Below are 18,072 nucleotides of genomic sequence, written 5' to 3' on the forward strand. Positions count from 1 at the left end.
ATCGGTGGTCAGGCACATGGGCGAACGGACGTTAGCCGGCAAGCGGGTCGTCGTGGTGGGCGCATCGGCCGGAATCGGGCGGGCATTCGCCATCCGCGCCGCTAAGGAGGGCGCCGACCTGCTCATCGTGGCGCGCCGGCGAGACCGTCTCGAAGAGGTCGTTGCCGAAGCCGGTTCCGGTGCCGCCATCGACGCGGACGTGCGTGACGCTGACGATTGCGCACGGTTCGCCGAGATGGCCCGCCAGCGCTTCGGCGAGATCGACCTGCTGTTCATTTCGGTGGGATACGCGCCGTTGAGAATGTTGGCCGACACGTCTATCGACGATTGGATGGACGTGATGCAGACCAACGTCGTCGGTGTGCACCACGTCATCAGGTCCTGTCTGCCGGTGCTCGCGCCCGCCGCGATCATCAGCGCCCTGTCCTCCGAAACGGTCGGACAGCCCCGGACCGCGCTGGGCGCCTATTCCTCGAGCAAGGCCGCGTTGTCCGAAAGCCTCAATGCCTGGCGCACAGAGCATCCGCACTTTCGCTACTGCTGTGTCACCGTGGGCGGCACCGTTCCGACGGAGTTCACCGCGGCGTTCGACCCCGAACTGCTCGGCGTGGTTGTGCAGGATTGGGTCGCACGCGGCCTCTTGCAGGAGACATTGATGTCGCCCGACGACGTCGCCGACACGCTGGCAGGAACATTCGCGAGCGCGTTGAACTTTCCCGCCGTCGGCCTCGAGCAGCTCGTGATCCGTCCACCGTCATCGCCGCGTCGTACGGTGACGGTATGAGGCCGGAGACCAGCGGGCAGTGATGACGACGCAAGTGGAGTCGGCCTGGCCCGATTACCCCGACTACCGGATTGATGCGACCCCCTGTCCTCGCCGAGGCCAGGTTTGGTTCGGCGACTTGCTTGTTGCCCAGAGCGACCGGTGCCTTGTGGTGACCGAGACCGACCACGAGGATCGCTTGTACTTTCCGGAGTCAGATGTGCGGTGGGAGCTGTTCCGCCCGTCGGATCACAGCACCGTCTGTCCTTTCAAGGGCCGGGCAAGTTATTGGAGCCTCAGCGAACCGGGCTCCGGTGTCGAGAACGTCGTGTGGGGCTACCGCACCCCGTTGCCGGAGGTCGCGGCGATCGCGGGACACGTCTGTTTCTATGACGACGCTGTGCGCGTGGTCGTCGTCGAAGACTGGCCGGACGGCTCGACAGTTGCGGTGACGTTCCCACTGTGGGGAGACGCCACCGAGCTGTGCAGGATCATCGACGTCGAGCAGGTGACCGATGACCGGTTCATCGGGCCAGCTCATGGGCCAACTCATCGCAACGTCGTCGAGGGTGGCCAGCTGCTCGGCGAGGCCATCGTCGCTGCATCGAAATCGCTTCCAGGGCAACGGGTTACATCGGCGTCGATGATCTTCGTCAAAGCGGCCTCGTTCGATGCGCCCGTAGATCTGTCCGTCGACGTGCTACGGCGGGGCAGGTCGTTTTCGTTGGCCGAAATACGCATCAGCCAGAACGGGGTGCTGCGTAGCGCAGGCTTGGTGCTCGCGGACTCGGGAGCCGGCGACGTCATGCGGGCCGTGGAGCCCATGCCGGACGTTCCAGGACCCGATTCGGCGGTGCCGTTCCACGGCTTTGGGATGACCGGCCGCGAGATTCGGGTGGTCGACGGTGCCTATGACCCGGATCCCGATCGGGTAGGGCCGCCGATTATCAACGCCTGGGTCCGTTTTCGCGACACGCCGCGGACCCCCTACCTGAACGCCGCGTTGCTTGCCCAGTCGACGACACATTGGACGATCGCCGCCGGAATGTTGCCGCATCCGGGGTTGGGCGAGGCGCGCGCGCATGCCACCCTGTCGACCGGGATCATGAAGGCGACTATCGCTTTTCACGACGACGTCGGGGTCGCAGACTGGCTGCTGTACACCAACCACGCCTTCTGGTCGGGACGCGGACTTGTGCAGGGCGATGGCCGGGTCTTCGCGCGAGATGGACGGCTCGCCGCGTCGTACACCATCCAGGCGATGGTGCGTGAGTTCGCGACCGAGCCCGCGGCGATGGGCCGCGATAGCCGAACGGCTATGTGACGGACATGCTGCTCGACCGCGTCAGCGCAGGCCGTTGATCGCGAACTTCTCGACGTAGCGGCGGACCGTGGCCGGCTTTGTCATATCGAAGGTCAGACCCTGATTGACAGTCGAGAAGGAATAGATGATGCGGGCCAGCCATTCGCTGCCGGCCGTCACGTCGACTCCGGCGCCGACCTCGCCGCGCTTCTGGGCATCGCGGACATAAGGTTCCAAAAACTTGGTGGTGCGGCGGACGGCGGCGTCGCCATCGGCGACCATGTGGCGCATCAACTCCGCATCGTCGGCCATCAGCCGGTTGCGAGTCCGGTGGTCCAGCAGGATTTTCGCATGGGTTTCGGCCATCGCGCCGAGTTGTTCGGCCAGCGTTGACTTCTTCGCCATTGCCGCGGCGACCTCGCGGTAGAAGCGTTGGGCGCCATACTCGATGGCCGCCTCGATCAGGACATCGCGATCTACAAAGTACCGGTAGATGGTGCCCCGAGAGACCTTAGCCATGCGCGCAACGTCCTGCACACTAGTGCGCTGAATGCCTAACTGAGCGAAGCATTCGTTTGCGGCGTCGAGAATCTGGTCGCGACGGTCGAACTCCTCGGCGACCTGCGCTTCGCCGGTGACTGGATCAGTCAACATTGTCACTCCTACGCGCCCAACGGCAGTGATCCCGGTTATTCATGCTACGCGACGTGCGGATTAGCCGTCGTCGTCACCGCCGCGTCGACCGCGAACTTGTTGATTGGGCCCTTGGAAGAGCTGTTGCCCGATGGGCCGGCAGCACATTGAGCCTGGTCGCTGGTTACACAACAATACATACTATGTGTATGTGTAATCACACGTCGGCTGCCTACTCGCGACTCACCGCCAGGGGAAAGGCTGACCTACTGCTCTTGGAGACCTTCGCTCACCTGTTTGTGACTCCGCCTGTTGCACGGCATTTCGGCGACTAGGCGTATCACATGATCGATACTCCCCATCAGACAGCGAGCACAGCGCACATCGGCCTGCGCGGGCTGGTGGCACTTATCACCGGTGCGAGTGGTGGTATCGGACGGGTGCTGGCGCGCCGATATGCCGCGTACGGCGCGACCGTCATCCTGGTTGCGCGCCGGGGCGAAGAACTGGCTCACACGGCGAGATTGGTGGCAAACGACGGTCACCAAGCAATGCAACTGGTTGCGGATATCCGTGTGGAGCACCAGTGCCGAGAAGTGGTTACTAAAGCGATGTCACGATTCGGCCGCCTCGACATCCTCGTGAACAACGCCGGAGTACCCGGAGTGGATCAGGCGGTCGCCGATGCCACGGTGGCCAATTGGCAGGATGTGCTTGACACCAATCTCTTGGCGCCGATGCTGCTCTCTCGAGAAGTCCTTCAGCATGCCATGATCGATGCCCGCCGCGGAAACATTCAGTTCATGTCGTCACTAGCCGCGAATTCAGCGCTGCCCCGCAAGGCGCACTACGCGGCAGCGAAATCGGGTCTGAGCGCGCTGAGCCGAACCCTCGCCACCGAAGTCGGTGAATTGGGCATCCGGGTCAATACCCTGGTCATCGGCACTGTCGCAGGTGAACTGGTCGACAGTTACATCGCGAGACTCGCGCACGAGCAGCGGCTAGCGCCCGATGTCATTCGCCGGCGTCTGGCATCGGCGAATGCCCTGGGCCGCCTGGTCCTACCGGAAGAGGTCGCCGATACATCGCTGTGGCTCGCCTCGGATGCGGCTGCGGCGATCACCGGTCAGGACATCTTTGTGACCGGAGGGCAGCGCAACGGTTAACGGTGATCCGCTGAACCAGTCCGCGCGCCCGACCATCGCTAGGCATTGCCGCTCGGATCTGCCATTATTGAATAATTGAACGCTTCGTGTTCCATTGTTACATCGCAGCAAGGAGTGGTCTTGTCTCGTCTGGAGGACAGGTGCGCGCTGGTTACCGGCGGAGCTCAGGGTTTGGGAGGGGCCATTGCCGAGGAGTTAGCCGGTCTGGGCGCCCAGGTCACAATCGTGGACCTGAACGAGGAGAAGGGCCTTGATCGCGTCGAGCGCATTCGTGGCAATTGCGGGCGGGCCTCCTTCATCAGGGCCAATGTGGCCCACCGCGATGCGATTGAAGCCGCCGTGCACGAGGTGGCGGAAACCGGGGGCGGCCGCATCGACATCTTGGTGAACGCGGCCCAGTTCTTCGCGATGCCGAAGGCGCTCGAACTGGTCACCGACAAGGATTGGGAACTCTCGGAGGCCACCGGGCCCAAGGCGACCTTCCGGTTCATGCAGCTCTGCTTTCCGTTTCTTCGCGAGTCGGGGCGAGCGTCGGTGATCAACTTCGTCTCGGGCTCTGCCCTCGCCGGCATCGCCTACACTGCTCCGTACTCGGCGGCCAAAGGCGCGGTGGCGGCGCTGACCAAGGTGGCCGCCAACGAGTGGGCTCGCCACCGCATCCGAGTCAATGCGGTGTGCCCGTTCGCCCTTACCGATGCCCAGGAAAAGCTCATCGGTACCGAATGGGACAACTACACCCGAACCGCCGCCGCCTCGCCGATGAAGCGGGGCGCCAGTCCAGTTGAGATCGCGCCCGCGGTGGCCTTTTTGGCAGGGGATGACGCGGCGTTCGTGACGGGCACGGTGCTGCACATCGATGGTGGCATGACCGAATTGTCGACGGTGGACTACTCGCAATCACCGGGAGTGTTTGGCTAGCAGTCGATTCCATCCAATACGAGTGACCCACATGCCAGAAAATCCACGGCCGGCGCCGGCGCTGACCGCTCTGAATCGCCCCTTCTGGACCTCTGGGGCCGACGGAGTGCTGCGCATGCAACGCTGCACCTGCTGTGGGCGGCTATGTCACCCGCCCGCGCTGCTGTGCCCTGTTGACCACGCGGCCACCGAGTATGTCGACCTCAGCGGCCGCGGGTTCGTCGAATCCTGGACAGTGAACCGTCACCAATGGTTCCCGGGGTTCACGCCGCCCTATCTCATCGCATTCGTCAACCCGGCCGAGGACAAGCGGGCGCGCCTGCTGACCAACCTGGTGAACGTCCATCCCGCCGAAGTAACCCCTAATATGCCCGTTCGGGTCACGTTCGATCGATGCATAGACGGCGAAGACGAGGTGTTCATTCCATTGTTCGAGCCGGAGCGCTGATGAATAACGCGGTTTCCGACCGGGCCATCATCAGCGGCATCGGCCAGTCGGCAATCGGCCGCCGGTTGCGGCGTGACCCCCTCGAGCTCACCGCCGAGGCGTGTCTGGCCGCGGTTGCCGACGCAGGCTTGTCGCTGGCCGACATCGACGGCCTTACAACCTATCCCGGGGCTTCGCAACCCGGCGTCGGGTTCTCCGGGGCGTCGTTGCGGGACATCCACGACGCACTGGGAATCAAGCCGAAGTGGGTCGCCGGGGGAGTCGAGTCCCCCGGTCAGCTCGGCGCCGTGGTCGACGCGATGCTCGCTATTTCGGGAGGGCTTGCCGACCACGTCCTGTGTTGGCGCAGCATCTGGGAGGGCACCGCTCAGGGTGCCGGCCGGCGCAAGGGCTACGGGTCTGGGGGCAGTCGTCCCGCTGGAATGTTGGGATGGCAGATGCCATTTGGCGTGACGGCGGCTAACCTGGCGGCGCTGCAGATTCGCGCGCGGATGCTGCGCTACGGCCTGACCAGGGAGCAGCTCGCGTCGATAGCCATCGCGCAGCGGGCGCACGCCGCGCGCAACCCCACAGCGATCTATCGCGAGCCACTCGACTTGGACGCGTACCTGAGTGCGCGAATGGTCTCAGACCCGTTGTGCATGTTCGACTGTGACATCGCCTGCGACGGGGCGACCGCGTTTGTTGTCTCGCGTGCCGAGCACGTTGCGGCGCTGGATCACCCCGGCGTGGCTGTCGAGGCCCTCGACTGTGCCCACCACGACCGGTTCACCTGGGAGGCAGGGGAAGACATCACCCGGATTAGTTCGCGCTGGTCCACGATCTGGGAGCGCACCGATTTCACGGTGGACGACGTCGACGTTGCCTCGTTGTATGACGGGTTCAGTGTGTTCGTGCTCTGCTGGCTGGAGGACTTCGGTTTCTGCCCGGTCGGCGAATCCGGGGCGTGGGTCGCGGACCCGGCCCGCATCTCGCTGGGCGGACACGTCCCGATCAACACTGCGGGAGGGCAGCTCTCTGGCGGACGCCTGCACGGTTTCGGACATCTCCATGAAGCCTGCCTGCAGATTCGTGGCGAGGCCGGTGCGCGACAGGTCGACGGTGCGACCCTGGCCGCGGTTGGCGTAGGAGCGGCCAACAGCGGCACCACCGCAATGCTGCTGCGGCGGGCGTGAGCATGCCGTCGTGCACAATGATCACGCAACTCCGAGGAGGATTCCATGGCGGAACATCCAAAGGTCGCCTTCATCGGGCTGGGCAATTTGGGCGCGCCGATGGCCCAGCGGTTGGTTGACTGGCCCGGTGGCTTGATCGTCTTCGACGTCCGGCCGGATGCCACAACGTCATTCGCCGACGGCCGAGTGCAGGTGGCCGACGCCCTGGCCGACGTGGCGGTCGCCGACGTCATCAGTGTGATGGTGCTCAACGACGAGCAAGTGCGCCACGTGGTGGCGCGGCTTGCCCCGCGGGCCAAGCGCGGTACCGTCATCGCGATCCACTCCACGATCGACCACCGGACAGCAGTAGAACTGGCCGCGGAACTGGAGCCCAATGGCATTCACGTCATCGATGCACCGGTCAGCGGCGGTGTGGAAGCGGTGAAGACGGGTGACCTGGCAGTTATGGTGGGTGCCGAACGCGAGGTCTACGAGCGCGTCAAGCCGACGTTTAAGCAGTGGGCATCCATGGTGGTTCACGCTGGAGAACCCGGCGCGGGGACGCGAATGAAGCTGGCGCGCAACATGCTGACTTTCACGTCATTTGCGGCCGCCTGCGAAGCAATGAAACTCGCCGAGTTGGCAGGTCTTGATGTGCAAGCATTCAGCCGGGTCGTGCGCCATACCGATGCACACAGCGGCGGCACCGGAGCGATGATGTTCCGCGACGACATGAGCAAGCCGCTCGCCCCGGACCACTTCCTCTACCAGCCCTTCCTACACACCCGCGACTTGGGAGAAAAAGATCTCAGCCTGGCGCTGGGGCTCGGCGGGGAAGTGGGAGTGGACCTGCCGCTGGCGAAGATCGCTTTGCAAAACCTTGCCGAAGGCCTAGGGGTTCCACGCACGAGTGCGACCGAATCTCGTTGACAGGGAAGCATGGCAGACATCGCTGGCACTAACGGACACTTTTCTCACCATCCGCTGGCCACTGCAGTGCCACCATCCCACTGAGCCACCGTCCGTCACGCAATCCGCCAGTGCCACAGGCGCTCCCGCACGCCCATCACGCCATCGCGTCGGCGCTGGCTAGCATCCCGGCACTACCCCGTCCCTCCCGCGACCAGCGGCACATGGCCGAAACTGCTGATTCGGTTCTGTACGGATTCCCAGAAATATGCCGACGGTGTACAACACCGCGCCCTCCACCACCGCCGGCATCTGATGCGGTCAACTCACCGGCCGATGCGACCGATCCGCCAACCCCTCCTGCAGGCCTTCAGCCTCATAGCGGGCCAACCAGGAGTGCAGCGTCTGACGCGACACCCCAACCTTCTCGGCGACCTGCGAAATCGACAGACCGTCACTGATCACTGCCAACACGGCCTGATACCGCTGCTCAGCCACGCTCAACTCCCTCATCTAGGGAGTGTCAAGGATCAGCCGAAGCAACTGTCAAGCATCAACCGAAACACTGTCAGGCATCACCCGAAGACAAAATGTCAACTATCAGCCGCCGTCATACACACTTTTGGTGCCCCCGGCAGGATTCGAACCTGCGACACCGGCTTTAGGAGAGCCGTGCTCTATCCCCTGAGCTACGGGGGCGGACGGGCCTGAGCATACCGGGGCAGTGAATCCGGGACAGACGGCCACACCTCGTCAGCGCAGTTCCGCGATAACCTTGGCGAAGTTGTCGATGTTGTTGTCTTGGACGGTGAAGGATGACACTCCGTACTTCTCCCGGTATGCCAGCAATGTGTCAGCGATTTCGCGGGGCGAACCGCTGAGCACCGAGGGCTGGGAGAGGATCTCCTCGTCGGTCAGCTCTGGGGCGTAGCTACGGGCTAGCTTCAAGTCCGGCTCGGTCTCGCCGACCCGTGGCATTGCGGTGATCGCCAAGTTCAACTCGAGCGAGTCGAAGCGGTCGCCGGCGGCGCTGCGCACGAAATCGACCCGTTCGGCGAACGGGTCGTCCACGGCGCGCACCTTGGAACCCGTCAATCCGATGATGTCCGCGTTGCGGGCCGCGATGGTCAGCACGCGATCGCCATTGCCGGCAATGATCAGCGGCGTCGACGGGTGGTGCTCCTTGAGATATTTCGTCATGTGTTCGAGGTAATCGACCCGGGCGCCGGCGCTGGGATACGGGATCTCCGCAGCTTCGAACTCTTCTCGCACGTAGCCGGTACCCAGACCGATTTCGAGGCGGCCGTCGCTGAGCAGGTCGAGAGCTTGCATGTCCCGGCTGAGCAGCGCCGGCTTGTAGAACGCCGAATTGAGCACGTACATGCTCAGCCGCAGCTTCGTGGTGGCCATCGCGACCGCGGTCAGCGTGGGAAACGGCGCCGCTGCGCCCAAATGATCAGGCACACAAAGGATGTCGAAGCCTGCGTCTTCAGCGCGCCTGGCCTTGTCCAGCAGCGCCTCGCGCGACTTGTAGAAGCGCATGCTCATCCCGAACCGAAAATCCTTGGCCACCAGCAACCTCCATTTCCAAGACCAACCACTTACCAGGAGCGAGCCGCGGCCACCAACCCCTGCAGCAGGGCGGAGGTGACCGACGACAGGCCATCAGCGCCCGGCAGTGGACTGCGCGGACTGAGACCTCGAACGCGAACCGACAACTCCAGCTGAGTGCCGCCGTCGCGTACCCGGTTGACCGGGTTGTCCGGATGCAACCCCCGCAGTTCCACCGGGATGTTGTCGAGGTCGGTGACCACCTGATACCCGTTCAGCTGAACGTGCCGGGCCAGGTGCGCGGCTAGCGTGCGGTTGCGGCCGCCGGCCAGCAGCTGCGTGCTGCGCCCGATGCGGCCGTAACCGTGCAGCGAGACCGCGACGTCGACGTGGTCGAGAAACTCGGCAAGCCGCGCCGACTCGGCCGGGTCGAACCGCGCCGACGGCAAATGGTGGGGGTAGCGGTCGGGATGTCGCAACAGGTATACCGACGCGCCGGCGGCCTCGGCCGCGCGTTCGGCGATGACATCGGTCATCTGTTCCAGCCCGCCCCCATGGATGGCGAGGAAGCCGAACCGCGACCGAAGCCGACTTTCCTCGATCACCCCGGGTGCGCTGAGCAGTTCCGAAAATGATTGCGGCCCAAGCCCCGACACCGATCTAGCGGAGGCAGGACGTGGCCATCGCGCGGGATCCCAGCGCCGCAGATAGTCGATCCAGCGCTGTGGAAGCCCATGCTGGATCGCGCCGTCGATGATCGTCGGCAAGTAGCCCGGACGGGGCGGGCCGGGAGTCACGCGGTGGTCGATATACACCCACGCCGGTGACGGTCCGTGGTCGCTGTGGACAGTCAGCCGGTCTCGTCGGTAGCGCACCGGAACGCCCTCGGCGCTGTCCAGGGCGGTCAGGTCGTGATCCGAAACCTCCCAGAGCACGCCGTGCACCTCGGTGCCGGCGATCGGTTCGACGGTCGCCACGCCGCGCTGGTTGATCAGCCACTCGTGGTCGGACAGGACCGCCGGTCGCGGATTGGTCGCATCGGGACACCGGCGTGCCATCTGTTTAACGCACAGGTTCGACCCATATGCGAAGTAGGCATGGCGGCACGCCCGCATTCAGCGGCTCACCGTCGGGCAAATGGGCACGAGGTGAGCCTATGTGCTTCGCATAGCTATGTAAAAGGTGGCGCACAGAGAAACTCCGGATAGCACAGCAAATCCCGTGAAAAGGCCCCCGTGCGGGCGGCCCGGGCAGACCGGCGGGACAATGGCTTTCCATGCGAGGGAACCTCATCGCGATCGCCGGGCTTCTCGGCGCGCTTGCGGGTTGTGGCGGCCCGAGCCATCCGGCGGCCATCACCGTGACGTCCACCGTGCCGGCGGTCACTCACACCGTCACGGTCACCGTGGCGCCGCCACCTCCGCCGGGACCCAAGACGACGATGCCCGCAAACGGCACGTTCCTGGTGAACACCGACATCGCGCCGGGCACCTATCGCAGCGCCGGCGGCACTTCGTGCTACTGGGCCCGGCTGAAAAGCTTGAACACCAACGATGTGATCGACAACAGCGTCGGCGACGGCCAGCAAGTGGTCGCGATCCTGCCGACGGACACCGCGTTCGTGACCAGGGGTTGCGGGACTTGGAGCAAGGTCGGCTGACCGCGTCCTCGCTACGGGCAATAGGTGGCGACGGCGAGATTCACCAGGGCCGCGACGTCCCCGAAATTAACCCCGCGTGGGCCCAAGGTGTTGTGCACGTCGTCCGCAATCTGTTGGGACGACCAGGCATTCCACCGATCCGAACAAATATGGTGCGCCATGAGGATCATGTCGTTGTCCTCATTCGGCGGCCAGCTGAACCCGAGGCCGCGCGCCTTGACCAGAAACGCATCATCAACAGGGTTCGCGGCCGCGATCGAGGCGGTCGCCACCAGGGCGGCGGCGACCAGGACGGGAGCGGCGAGTCGGGCCGGCCAGCGGGCTGAAGGCATGTGACGGTTTCCCTTCCGTCTTCACAGTGAAGGCCGCTAAGTGTGCGTGATCAATGCGGCGCAAAGATGAAGAACCGAAGACGGCTGGACGAATCCTGTGAAAGGCGACTGGCCGCGCTGGCCGCTTTACGGTTTGGGCGCCGGGACCGCGTTTCCGGCCAAGCAATCGTGAAGTTCCTGAGTGCCTGGGGCAAAGTCGAATCCGCAATTGCACTCGTGGACTTGCTGGGGGTTGCCAAGTCCACTGCAGTAGGGGGTCTCGGCCGAGGCCGACGGGGCGGTCCACATGACGGCAGCGGCCAACGCCGCGCTTGCCGTGCCGACCGCGGCCATCACTACTCGCGTTTTCATGGTGGGGGGTTCCTTTGCTCTGGGTGCGTTCGAAGCAGCATCTCATTGGGACCGACGTCCCGCAGCGCTTAGCAGCGTGGCTTCCGTTCAGCACGCGTGTGACGTTTGCTACTGACCCTGCACGGTCAGGTAGATCAGCACCACATTCAGCAGCGTGACCAGCAATGCGACCGCCCAGCCGATGGCGGTCGTGATCGGGTGGTTGGTGTCCTCGCCCATCAGCTTGCGGTTACTGGTGAGGCGTACCAGCGGCAGCACCGCGAACGGGATGCCGAAGGACAGCACGACTTGGGAGATCACCAACGACCGGGTCGGGTCGACTCCGATGACTAGGAGCGCGACGGCCGGGCACAGTGTGATCAATCGGCGCACCATCATCGGTATCGATCGATGCAGCAGGCCCTGCATAATCATGGCGCCGGCGTAAGCGCCCACCGACGAGGATGCCAAGCCGGATGCGAGCAGGCCGACCGCGAACAGCACCGCAATGGTCGGGCCGAGAGTGCCGTGGATCGCGCTGTATGCGGCGTCGATCGAGGCGATGTTTTGTTGTCCGCGCAGATTGATCGCGGCGACCAACAATATCGCCGCATTCACCGTCCCGGCGACGGCCATCGCCAACACCACGTCCACTCGGGTCACCCGCAACAACCAGCGCCGCTCTTGACCCGGCTCGGGATGCCCGTGGCGATCCAGCACTAGCCCGGAGTGCATGTACACGGCGTGCGGCATCACCGTGGCACCCAGGATGGCGGCCGCCAGCAGCACGCTTTCGGTGCCCTGGAACCGAGGGAGCAGGCCGCCGAGCATCTCGCCGGGCGGCGGGGTGGTGACGAAGAAGCTGGCGGCGAATCCCACCGCGATGATCAGCAAAAGGCCGGTGATCACACGCTCGAAGATGAGCTGACCGCGGCGGTCTTTGATCGCCAAGAGCACCATCGAGACGACCCCGGTGATCACCCCACCGAGCGGCAACGGCAGCCCGAACAGGATCCGCAATGCGATCGCTCCGCCGATGACCTCTGCGACATCGGTTGCTATGGCGACGATTTCGGCTTGCGCCCAGAAGGTCAGCCGCAACGGGCGGCCCATGTCCTTGCCGATCGCCGCGGGCAGCGAGCGTCCCGTCACCAGGCCGAGCTTCGCCGAAAGATACTGCACCAACCCGGCCATCACGTTGGCGGCGAGGATCACCCAGAGCAGCAGATAACCCAGCTGTGCGCCGGAGCTGACGTTGGCCGCGACGTTGCCGGGATCGACATAGGCGATGGCGGCAACGAACGCCGGCCCGAGCAGATACCAGCTTGTCTTGAACGAGGCCCGGGTGTCCTGCGTCAACTGACCGACCTTCGATCCGTGTTACCGAATAAAAAAGTGAGGGTAACCGATACCTGCTGGCGGGCGGACGCCGGGCCTCGGTGGCGCCGATGCTACCGCCGCCCGAACCGGCACGATTCATGCCGCAGGCTGAATCACTCTGGCAAGTACAGCCCCTTGCCGGTGATGAGCGGGAGGTCCAGCGTGGTCACGATGCCCGGCGGGGCGGCCACCACCGCGGGGATTGCGTTGACCACCCGCATCGCGGTGGCAACCAGTCCGGCATGGTTGTGATCGCCCTTGCGACTGCCCAGGCAAATGTCCATGGCGTAGGAAGGCTCACCGGTGATCTCGACGCGGTAGGACCCGCCAGGCTGGGCGGGTTGCGGCCACTCGGGGCACAGGTCCTCGCGGAGGCGGGTGACGTGTTCCAGGACGACGACGGGGCGGTCGCCGACCATGCCCTTCACCTCGAAGCGCAGCGCTGCTGCGGTGCCCTTGGCGATGTGCCCAGACGCGATGTCGAAGTCCTCGGGTGCGGGCACCCGGACGTATTCTTGGGTGACCGCCTCGAGCGGAATCCCCAGTCCCGCCGCCAACTGCCGGACCACCGATCCCCACGCCAAGCTCAACACGCCGGGCTGCAACAGCATCGGAATGTCGTCCATGGGCTTGCCGAACCCCATGACGTCGAACATGACCGCGGCGCTGTCGTAGGTCGCGTAGTCGACGATCTCCATGCACCGCAGCTGTTGGATGTTCTGACAGGTGCCCGCCAGCGCTAGCGGCAGCAGATCGTTGGCAAACCCCGGATCGATGCCGTTGACGTAAACGCTCGAATTGCCCTCGCGGGCAGCATCTTCCAGCGGCTGGATGAGCTCCTGCGGGATCACATCCCACGGATATTGCAAGAAGACCGGGCCGCTGCCGACGATGTTGATCCCGGCGGCCAACACCCGGCGGTAGTCCTCGAGCGCTTCGGGCAACCGATTATCGGCCAGCGCGTTGTACACCGCGCATTGCGGCGCGGTGGCCAGCACGGCATCCAGATCGGTGCTGGCCAGCACGCCGGTTGAATCCGCGAGTCCGACAAGCTCTGCGGCATCCTTCCCTGCTTTGGCAGCTGAGGACACCCAGACGCCGGCGAGCTCGAATGCGGGATTATTGATGAGGGCTTTCAGCGCGTGGATACCGACGTTGCCGGTGCCCAACTGGACGACGCGAATGGGCATGACTGGCTCCTTGGTGGTGGCTGATCACAGGTCCGGGACGGGGATGTCGAGGTTGGGGAAGGTCAGACCGCCGTCGACCTCGAGTGTCTTGCCGGTTAGGAAGCTCCCGGCGGGTGATGCCAAATACACTGCCGCAGCAGCAATGTCGACGGGATCGCCGAGACGGCGCATGGGCGTCACCTTCTCCATCGGCTCGCGCAGCTCGTCGTTGGAGGCCACCACATCTAGCGCGGAAGTGAGGATCGACCCCGGTGCGATGGCGTTCACCCTGATGCGGGGGCACAGGTCGAGCGCGGCCAACCGCGTGTAGTGCGACAGCGCGGCCTTGGCGGTGCCGTAGGCGGCGAATCCGCGGCCGGCCAGCCGGCCCATTGTTGAGGTGATGTTGATGATGCTGCCCTCGCCGGAATGCTCGAGGATCAGCGGCACGGCCGCGACGGTCAGCGCATGGGCGGTGGCGACGTTGAAGGTGAAGGCCTCCTTGAGGTCTTTCGTCGAGGTGGTGAGCAGCGTGTTGGGCATGGTCCCGCCAACGTTGTTGACGACGATGTCCAGTCTCCCGAGCGCCTCCACGGCTTGCTCCGCCAGCTTGGCGGTGGACTCCGGATGCGCCAGATCGGCGGCGACCGTGTGGGCGCGGCGGCCTGCCGCCCGGACCTGATCGGCAACGGCCTCTAGTTGAGATTCCGTACGCGACGCGATGAGCACGTCGGCGCCCGCCTCGGCAAACGCGACCGCGATCGCCGCGCCCAGTCCCCGGCCCCCACCAGTGATGACAGCGACTTTGTCGTCGAGACGGAACCTGTCCAGGATCATTACGGCCTCTCTTCGTTGAGGTGTCGGCCGAAACGGAAATAAGACCATCCGTCTCGGATTGGGGCATTTCTGAAACAGGTTCTAGTTTGGCATATGCCGGTCGCAATGCACCGACCGATTCCGCTTATTGGGACGCCTGGGCGAAATGGCCGCTCAGGTCCTGCGCAATGGCGGGCATTGTCAGCGCGACCGGTAGCGGCGCCGACAATGATGCACCCATGGTCAGAAGTCGCTAAAGAGCCTGGCGGACAACCGATGTTCGCACTTGAGGCGAGGTCTCCGCACGATCGTGCGTTGCCCGGACGCGGGCAGGCATCCGTCGTCCGCAGACTGCGATTGGCGCCGGGTGCGCGCTCGCCTAGGGGCGACGACCACGTCAAGTTTTGCCGAGCGTTAACCTGTTCGTACTGTGGCTTCATGTTCGCGACTCAGACGGTTGATTTTGTAGGCTGCTGCGGCCAGGGCCGTGGCGTTCAATCGTAAAGGTGAGGAACTGACTTGAAACTCAACCGGTTTGGCGGCTTGGTAGGCGTCCTGACGGCAGGGGCATTCGTCATTTCGGGATGTGGCAGCGACAACAACGCGTCCGGAGGTAGTTCGGCGACGAGTGCGCCGTCGGGGAAGGTGGCCTGCGGGGGTGCCAAGACGTTGAAGGCGAGCGGGTCGACGGCCCAGGCCAACGCGATGACCCGGTTCGTCAAGGCGTTCGAACAGGCCTGCCCCGGTCAGACGCTGAACTACACCCCGAACGGGTCGGGTGCCGGCATTCACGAATTCACCGGCAAGCAAACAGATTTCGGGGGCTCAGATTCACCGCTGAGTCACGACGAGTACGCGGCCGCGCAACAGCGCTGCGGTTCGCCGGCCTGGAACCTGCCCACCGTGTTCGGGCCGATCGCGGTCACCTACAACATCAGCGGGGTCTCGTCGCTGAACCTTGACGGCCCGACGTTGGCGAAGATCTTCAACGGAAGCATCACCTCGTGGAACGACGGCGCGATCCAGGCGCTCAACGCCGGGGTGACCTTGCCCAACCAGCCGGTTCACGTCGTCTTTCGCAGCGACGAGTCCGGTACCACCGACAACTTCCAGAAATACCTCGACGCCGCCTCTAACGGCGCATGGGGTAAAGGCGCCGGCAAGAAATTCAACGGCGGCGTGGGCGAGGGCGCCAAGGGCAACGACGGCACCAGCGCGGCCGTCAAGGGAACCGACGGCTCCATCAGCTACAACGAATGGTCGTTCGCCCAGGCGCAGCATCTGAACATGGCCAAGATCGTCACCTCGGCCAGCCCGGACCCGGTCGCGATCAGCACCGACTCGGTGGGCAAAACCATCGCCGGAGCCGCGATCACCGGGCAGGGCAACGACCTGGTTCTCGACACGATCTCGTTCTACCGGCCCAGCCAGGCTGGCGCGTATCCCATCGTGTTGGCGACCTACGAGATCGTCTGCTCGAAGTATCCCGACGCCCAGGTCGGCGCGGCGGTGAAGGCCTTTCTGCAAAGCGCCATCGGCGCCGGCCAGAGCGGCCTGGCGGACAACGGATACATTCCCATTCCGGACTCGTTCGGGTCGAGACTGTCGGCCGCGGCGAATGCGATCTCGTGACCCCGAGCTGGTAGTGGCAGAACGATCGCGCGTCAATCCATCCGGGACCGAGCATGCCCTGGCCGCGATTGACGCGCGTGCGGTCCGGCGGGGCGATCAAGTGTTCAAGTCGATCGCCATCGCCGCCGGCTCGACGATCGTGGCCGCGATCGTACTGATCGCGGTCTTCCTGCTGGTTCGCGCCATTCCCGCGCTGCGGGCCAACCACGCAAACTTTTTCACCAGCGCCGATTTCGACACCAGCAGTGCCGCGAAGTTGGCGTTCGGCATCCGCGACTTGCTGATGGTGACGGTGCTCAGTTCGGTCAGTGCCCTGGTGCTGGCCGTGCCGGTTGCGGTGGGGATAGCTGTGTTCCTCACCCAATACGCCCCGGTGCGGTTGGCCCGCCCGTTTGCCGCCATAATCGATCTGCTGGCCGCGGTACCGTCGATCATTTTCGGGCTCTGGGGAATCTTCGTGCTAGCTCCCAAACTCGAGCCGATCGCCGCATTCTTGAATCGCCATCTGGGCTGGCTCTTTCTGTTCAAAAGCGGCAATGTGTCGCTGGCGGGGGGCGGCACCATTTTCACGGCCGGAATCGTGCTGTCGGTGATGATCCTGCCCATCATCACTTCGGTTGCGCGGGAAGTATTCCGACAGACTCCGCGTATCCAGATGGAAGCGGCTCAGGCGCTCGGCGCCACCCGGTGGGAGGTGATCCGCATGACGGTGCTGCCGTACGGCCGCAGCGGCGTCGTCGCCGCGTCGATGCTGGGCCTCGGTCGCGCACTGGGCGAAACCGTTGCGGTGCTGATTATCTTGCGCGCGGCGGCCCGTCCGGGCAATTGGTCGGTGTTCGACGGCGGTTACACGTTTGCTTCGAAAATCGCCTCCGCAGCATCGGAATTCAGCGAACCGTTGCCGACCGGGGCCTATATCGCCGCGGGCTTTGCGTTGTTCGTCGTGACGTTCGTGGTCAACGCCGCGGCCCGCGCGGTCGCCGGCGGGAAGGTCAACGCGTGAGCATCGACAGCCTGCGGCAACCCGTCAAGCTCACGGTCCTGCAACCGCTGAGCATGGGGCGGCGGATCAAAAACCACGTTGCGACAACGCTTTTCCTGGCCTCCTTCGCTGTCGCCCTGGTGCCGCTGATCTGGTTGCTCTGGGTGGTCGTCGCACGGGGCGGATACGCCGTCACGCAGCCGGGCTGGTGGACCCACTCGCTGCGGGGGATATTGCCCGAGGAATTCGCCGGCGGGGTCTACCACGCTTTATACGGGACGGTGGTTCAGGCGGGGGTGGCTGCCGTGCTGGCGGTGCCGCTCGGCCTGATGACGGCGGTGTTCTTGGTCGAATACGGGTCGGGGCGGCTGGCGCGGGTGACCACGTTCATGGTCGACGTGCTTGCCGGGGTGCCCTCGATCGTGGCGGCGCTGTTCATCTTCAGTCTGTGGATCGCCACTCTCGGATTTCAGCAGAGCGCCTTCGCCGTGTCGCTCGCACTTGTCCTGTTGATGCTGCCGGTCGTGGTGCGGTCCACCGAGGAGATGCTGCGGCTGGTGCCTGACGAACTGCGCGAAGCCAGTTACGCCTTGGGTGTCGCCAAGTGGAAAACCATTGTGCGGATCGTCTTTCCGATTGCGATGCCGGGCATCATCTCCGGGGTCCTATTGGCGGTCGCCCGAGTGATCGGTGAGACCGCGCCGGTGCTGATCCTGGTCGGATACAGCCGGTCGATCAACCTCGATATCTTCCACGGCAACATGGCGTCACTGCCGCTGCTGATTTACACCGAACTCACCAATCCGCAGCACGCGGGTTTTCTGCGGATCTGGGGCGCGGCGCTGACCCTGATCATCATGGTGGCCGCGATCAACCTCACCGCGGCAGCGTTCCGCTTTCTGGCCAACTTGCGGCGGGCGTAA

18 protein-coding genes, 1 tRNA gene and 1 pseudogene are annotated in these 18,072 nt (G+C 64.5%); 11 read left to right on the forward strand and 9 right to left on the reverse strand.

The window, feature by feature from the left end; genetic code table 11:
• Nucleotides 1-16: 16 nt before the first annotated feature.
• Nucleotides 17-784 (forward strand): SDR family oxidoreductase, encoded by a 768-nt coding sequence (locus tag G6N33_RS17020; protein ID WP_044508122.1) that lies wholly within the window; start codon nucleotides 17-19, stop codon nucleotides 782-784.
• A 151-nt stretch (nucleotides 785-935) separates the two neighbouring features.
• A complete protein-coding gene (locus tag G6N33_RS17025) occupies nucleotides 936-2,087 on the forward strand; it encodes a DUF427 domain-containing protein (RefSeq protein ID WP_231382469.1) in 1,152 nt (383 codons plus the stop codon).
• 21 nt (nucleotides 2,088-2,108) lie between these two features.
• Here G6N33_RS17025 and G6N33_RS17030 read toward each other — a convergent pair whose 3' ends face one another.
• Nucleotides 2,109-2,720 carry a TetR/AcrR family transcriptional regulator gene (locus tag G6N33_RS17030; protein ID WP_044508119.1) on the reverse strand — a complete coding sequence of 204 codons (612 nt, stop codon included), beginning with the start codon at nucleotides 2,718-2,720 and terminating at the stop codon, nucleotides 2,109-2,111.
• Between the two features lie 419 nt (nucleotides 2,721-3,139).
• Here G6N33_RS17030 and G6N33_RS17035 point away from each other — a divergent pair, with 419 nt between their 5' ends.
• From G6N33_RS17035 to G6N33_RS17055, 5 genes are all read left to right on the forward strand, one after another.
• The gene (locus G6N33_RS17035) at nucleotides 3,140-3,865 is read left to right on the forward strand and encodes an SDR family NAD(P)-dependent oxidoreductase (protein ID WP_049919360.1); all 726 of its coding nucleotides are present in this window, start codon (nucleotides 3,140-3,142) and stop codon (nucleotides 3,863-3,865) included.
• A gap of 120 nt (nucleotides 3,866-3,985) precedes the next feature.
• The gene (locus G6N33_RS17040; protein ID WP_044512349.1) at nucleotides 3,986-4,783 is read left to right on the forward strand and encodes an SDR family NAD(P)-dependent oxidoreductase; all 798 of its coding nucleotides are present in this window, start codon (nucleotides 3,986-3,988) and stop codon (nucleotides 4,781-4,783) included.
• 31 nt (nucleotides 4,784-4,814) lie between these two features.
• Nucleotides 4,815-5,231 (forward strand): Zn-ribbon domain-containing OB-fold protein, encoded by a 417-nt coding sequence (locus tag G6N33_RS17045; RefSeq protein ID WP_044508115.1) that lies wholly within the window; start codon nucleotides 4,815-4,817, stop codon nucleotides 5,229-5,231.
• Nucleotides 5,231-6,406, forward strand: coding sequence for a thiolase family protein (locus tag G6N33_RS17050; RefSeq protein WP_044508114.1), 1,176 nt, complete (start codon nucleotides 5,231-5,233; stop codon nucleotides 6,404-6,406). The genes G6N33_RS17045 and G6N33_RS17050 overlap by 1 nt, the downstream gene beginning before the upstream one ends.
• 45 nt (nucleotides 6,407-6,451) lie before the next feature.
• Nucleotides 6,452-7,318 (forward strand): NAD(P)-dependent oxidoreductase, encoded by an 867-nt coding sequence (locus tag G6N33_RS17055; RefSeq protein WP_044508112.1) that lies wholly within the window; start codon nucleotides 6,452-6,454, stop codon nucleotides 7,316-7,318.
• A 303-nt stretch (nucleotides 7,319-7,621) separates the two neighbouring features.
• On the opposite strand, the pseudogene G6N33_RS17060 reads toward G6N33_RS17055, so the two are convergent.
• The 4 genes and pseudogenes from G6N33_RS17060 to G6N33_RS17075 all read right to left on the reverse strand — a co-directional run.
• Nucleotides 7,622-7,810, reverse strand: a pseudogene (locus G6N33_RS17060) (helix-turn-helix domain-containing protein); the annotation flags it as partial.
• Between the two features lie 110 nt (nucleotides 7,811-7,920).
• Nucleotides 7,921-7,996 (reverse strand) — tRNA-Arg (locus G6N33_RS17065).
• A gap of 54 nt (nucleotides 7,997-8,050) precedes the next feature.
• Nucleotides 8,051-8,875, reverse strand: coding sequence for an LLM class F420-dependent oxidoreductase (locus G6N33_RS17070; RefSeq protein ID WP_081662068.1), 825 nt, complete (start codon nucleotides 8,873-8,875; stop codon nucleotides 8,051-8,053).
• A 23-nt stretch (nucleotides 8,876-8,898) separates the two neighbouring features.
• The gene (locus tag G6N33_RS17075) at nucleotides 8,899-9,963 is read right to left on the reverse strand and encodes a poly-gamma-glutamate hydrolase family protein (protein ID WP_044508109.1); all 1,065 of its coding nucleotides are present in this window, start codon (nucleotides 9,961-9,963) and stop codon (nucleotides 8,899-8,901) included.
• Between the two features lie 161 nt (nucleotides 9,964-10,124).
• On the opposite strand from G6N33_RS17075, the gene G6N33_RS17080 reads away from it, so the two are divergent.
• Nucleotides 10,125-10,508 carry a hypothetical protein gene (locus G6N33_RS17080; RefSeq protein WP_044508107.1) on the forward strand — a complete coding sequence of 128 codons (384 nt, stop codon included), beginning with the start codon at nucleotides 10,125-10,127 and terminating at the stop codon, nucleotides 10,506-10,508.
• A gap of 11 nt (nucleotides 10,509-10,519) precedes the next feature.
• Here G6N33_RS17080 and G6N33_RS17085 read toward each other — a convergent pair whose 3' ends face one another.
• From G6N33_RS17085 to G6N33_RS17100, 4 genes are all read right to left on the reverse strand, one after another.
• Entirely contained in the window at nucleotides 10,520-10,840 is a 321-nt protein-coding gene (locus tag G6N33_RS17085; protein WP_044508105.1) for a DUF732 domain-containing protein, read from the reverse strand.
• 459 nt (nucleotides 10,841-11,299) lie between these two features.
• The gene (locus G6N33_RS17090) at nucleotides 11,300-12,529 is read right to left on the reverse strand and encodes an Nramp family divalent metal transporter (RefSeq protein ID WP_044508102.1); all 1,230 of its coding nucleotides are present in this window, start codon (nucleotides 12,527-12,529) and stop codon (nucleotides 11,300-11,302) included.
• 134 nt (nucleotides 12,530-12,663) lie between these two features.
• A complete protein-coding gene (locus G6N33_RS17095) occupies nucleotides 12,664-13,740 on the reverse strand; it encodes an NAD(P)H-dependent amine dehydrogenase family protein (RefSeq protein ID WP_044508100.1) in 1,077 nt (358 codons plus the stop codon).
• A 24-nt stretch (nucleotides 13,741-13,764) separates the two neighbouring features.
• Nucleotides 13,765-14,556, reverse strand: a complete 792-nt coding sequence (locus G6N33_RS17100) for an SDR family oxidoreductase (protein WP_044508098.1) — start codon at nucleotides 14,554-14,556, stop codon at nucleotides 13,765-13,767.
• A gap of 498 nt (nucleotides 14,557-15,054) precedes the next feature.
• On the opposite strand from G6N33_RS17100, the gene pstS reads away from it, so the two are divergent.
• Genes pstS through pstA form a run of 3 tightly spaced genes read left to right on the forward strand, consistent with a single transcriptional unit; the run spans nucleotide 15,055 to nucleotide 18,072 of the window.
• A complete protein-coding gene (pstS, locus tag G6N33_RS17105) occupies nucleotides 15,055-16,167 on the forward strand; it encodes a phosphate ABC transporter substrate-binding protein PstS (RefSeq protein WP_044508096.1) in 1,113 nt (370 codons plus the stop codon).
• Nucleotides 16,154-17,170, forward strand: a complete 1,017-nt coding sequence (gene pstC, locus G6N33_RS17110) for a phosphate ABC transporter permease subunit PstC (protein ID WP_081662067.1) — start codon at nucleotides 16,154-16,156, stop codon at nucleotides 17,168-17,170. The genes pstS and pstC overlap by 14 nt, the downstream gene beginning before the upstream one ends.
• 53 nt (nucleotides 17,171-17,223) lie before the next feature.
• Complete coding sequence (pstA, locus tag G6N33_RS17115; RefSeq protein ID WP_101528116.1) at nucleotides 17,224-18,072, forward strand: phosphate ABC transporter permease PstA; 849 nt, start codon at nucleotides 17,224-17,226, stop codon at nucleotides 18,070-18,072.

The sequence above is a fragment of the Mycobacterium simiae genome (assembly GCF_010727605.1).
GTDB lineage: Bacteria > Actinomycetota > Actinomycetes > Mycobacteriales > Mycobacteriaceae > Mycobacterium > Mycobacterium simiae.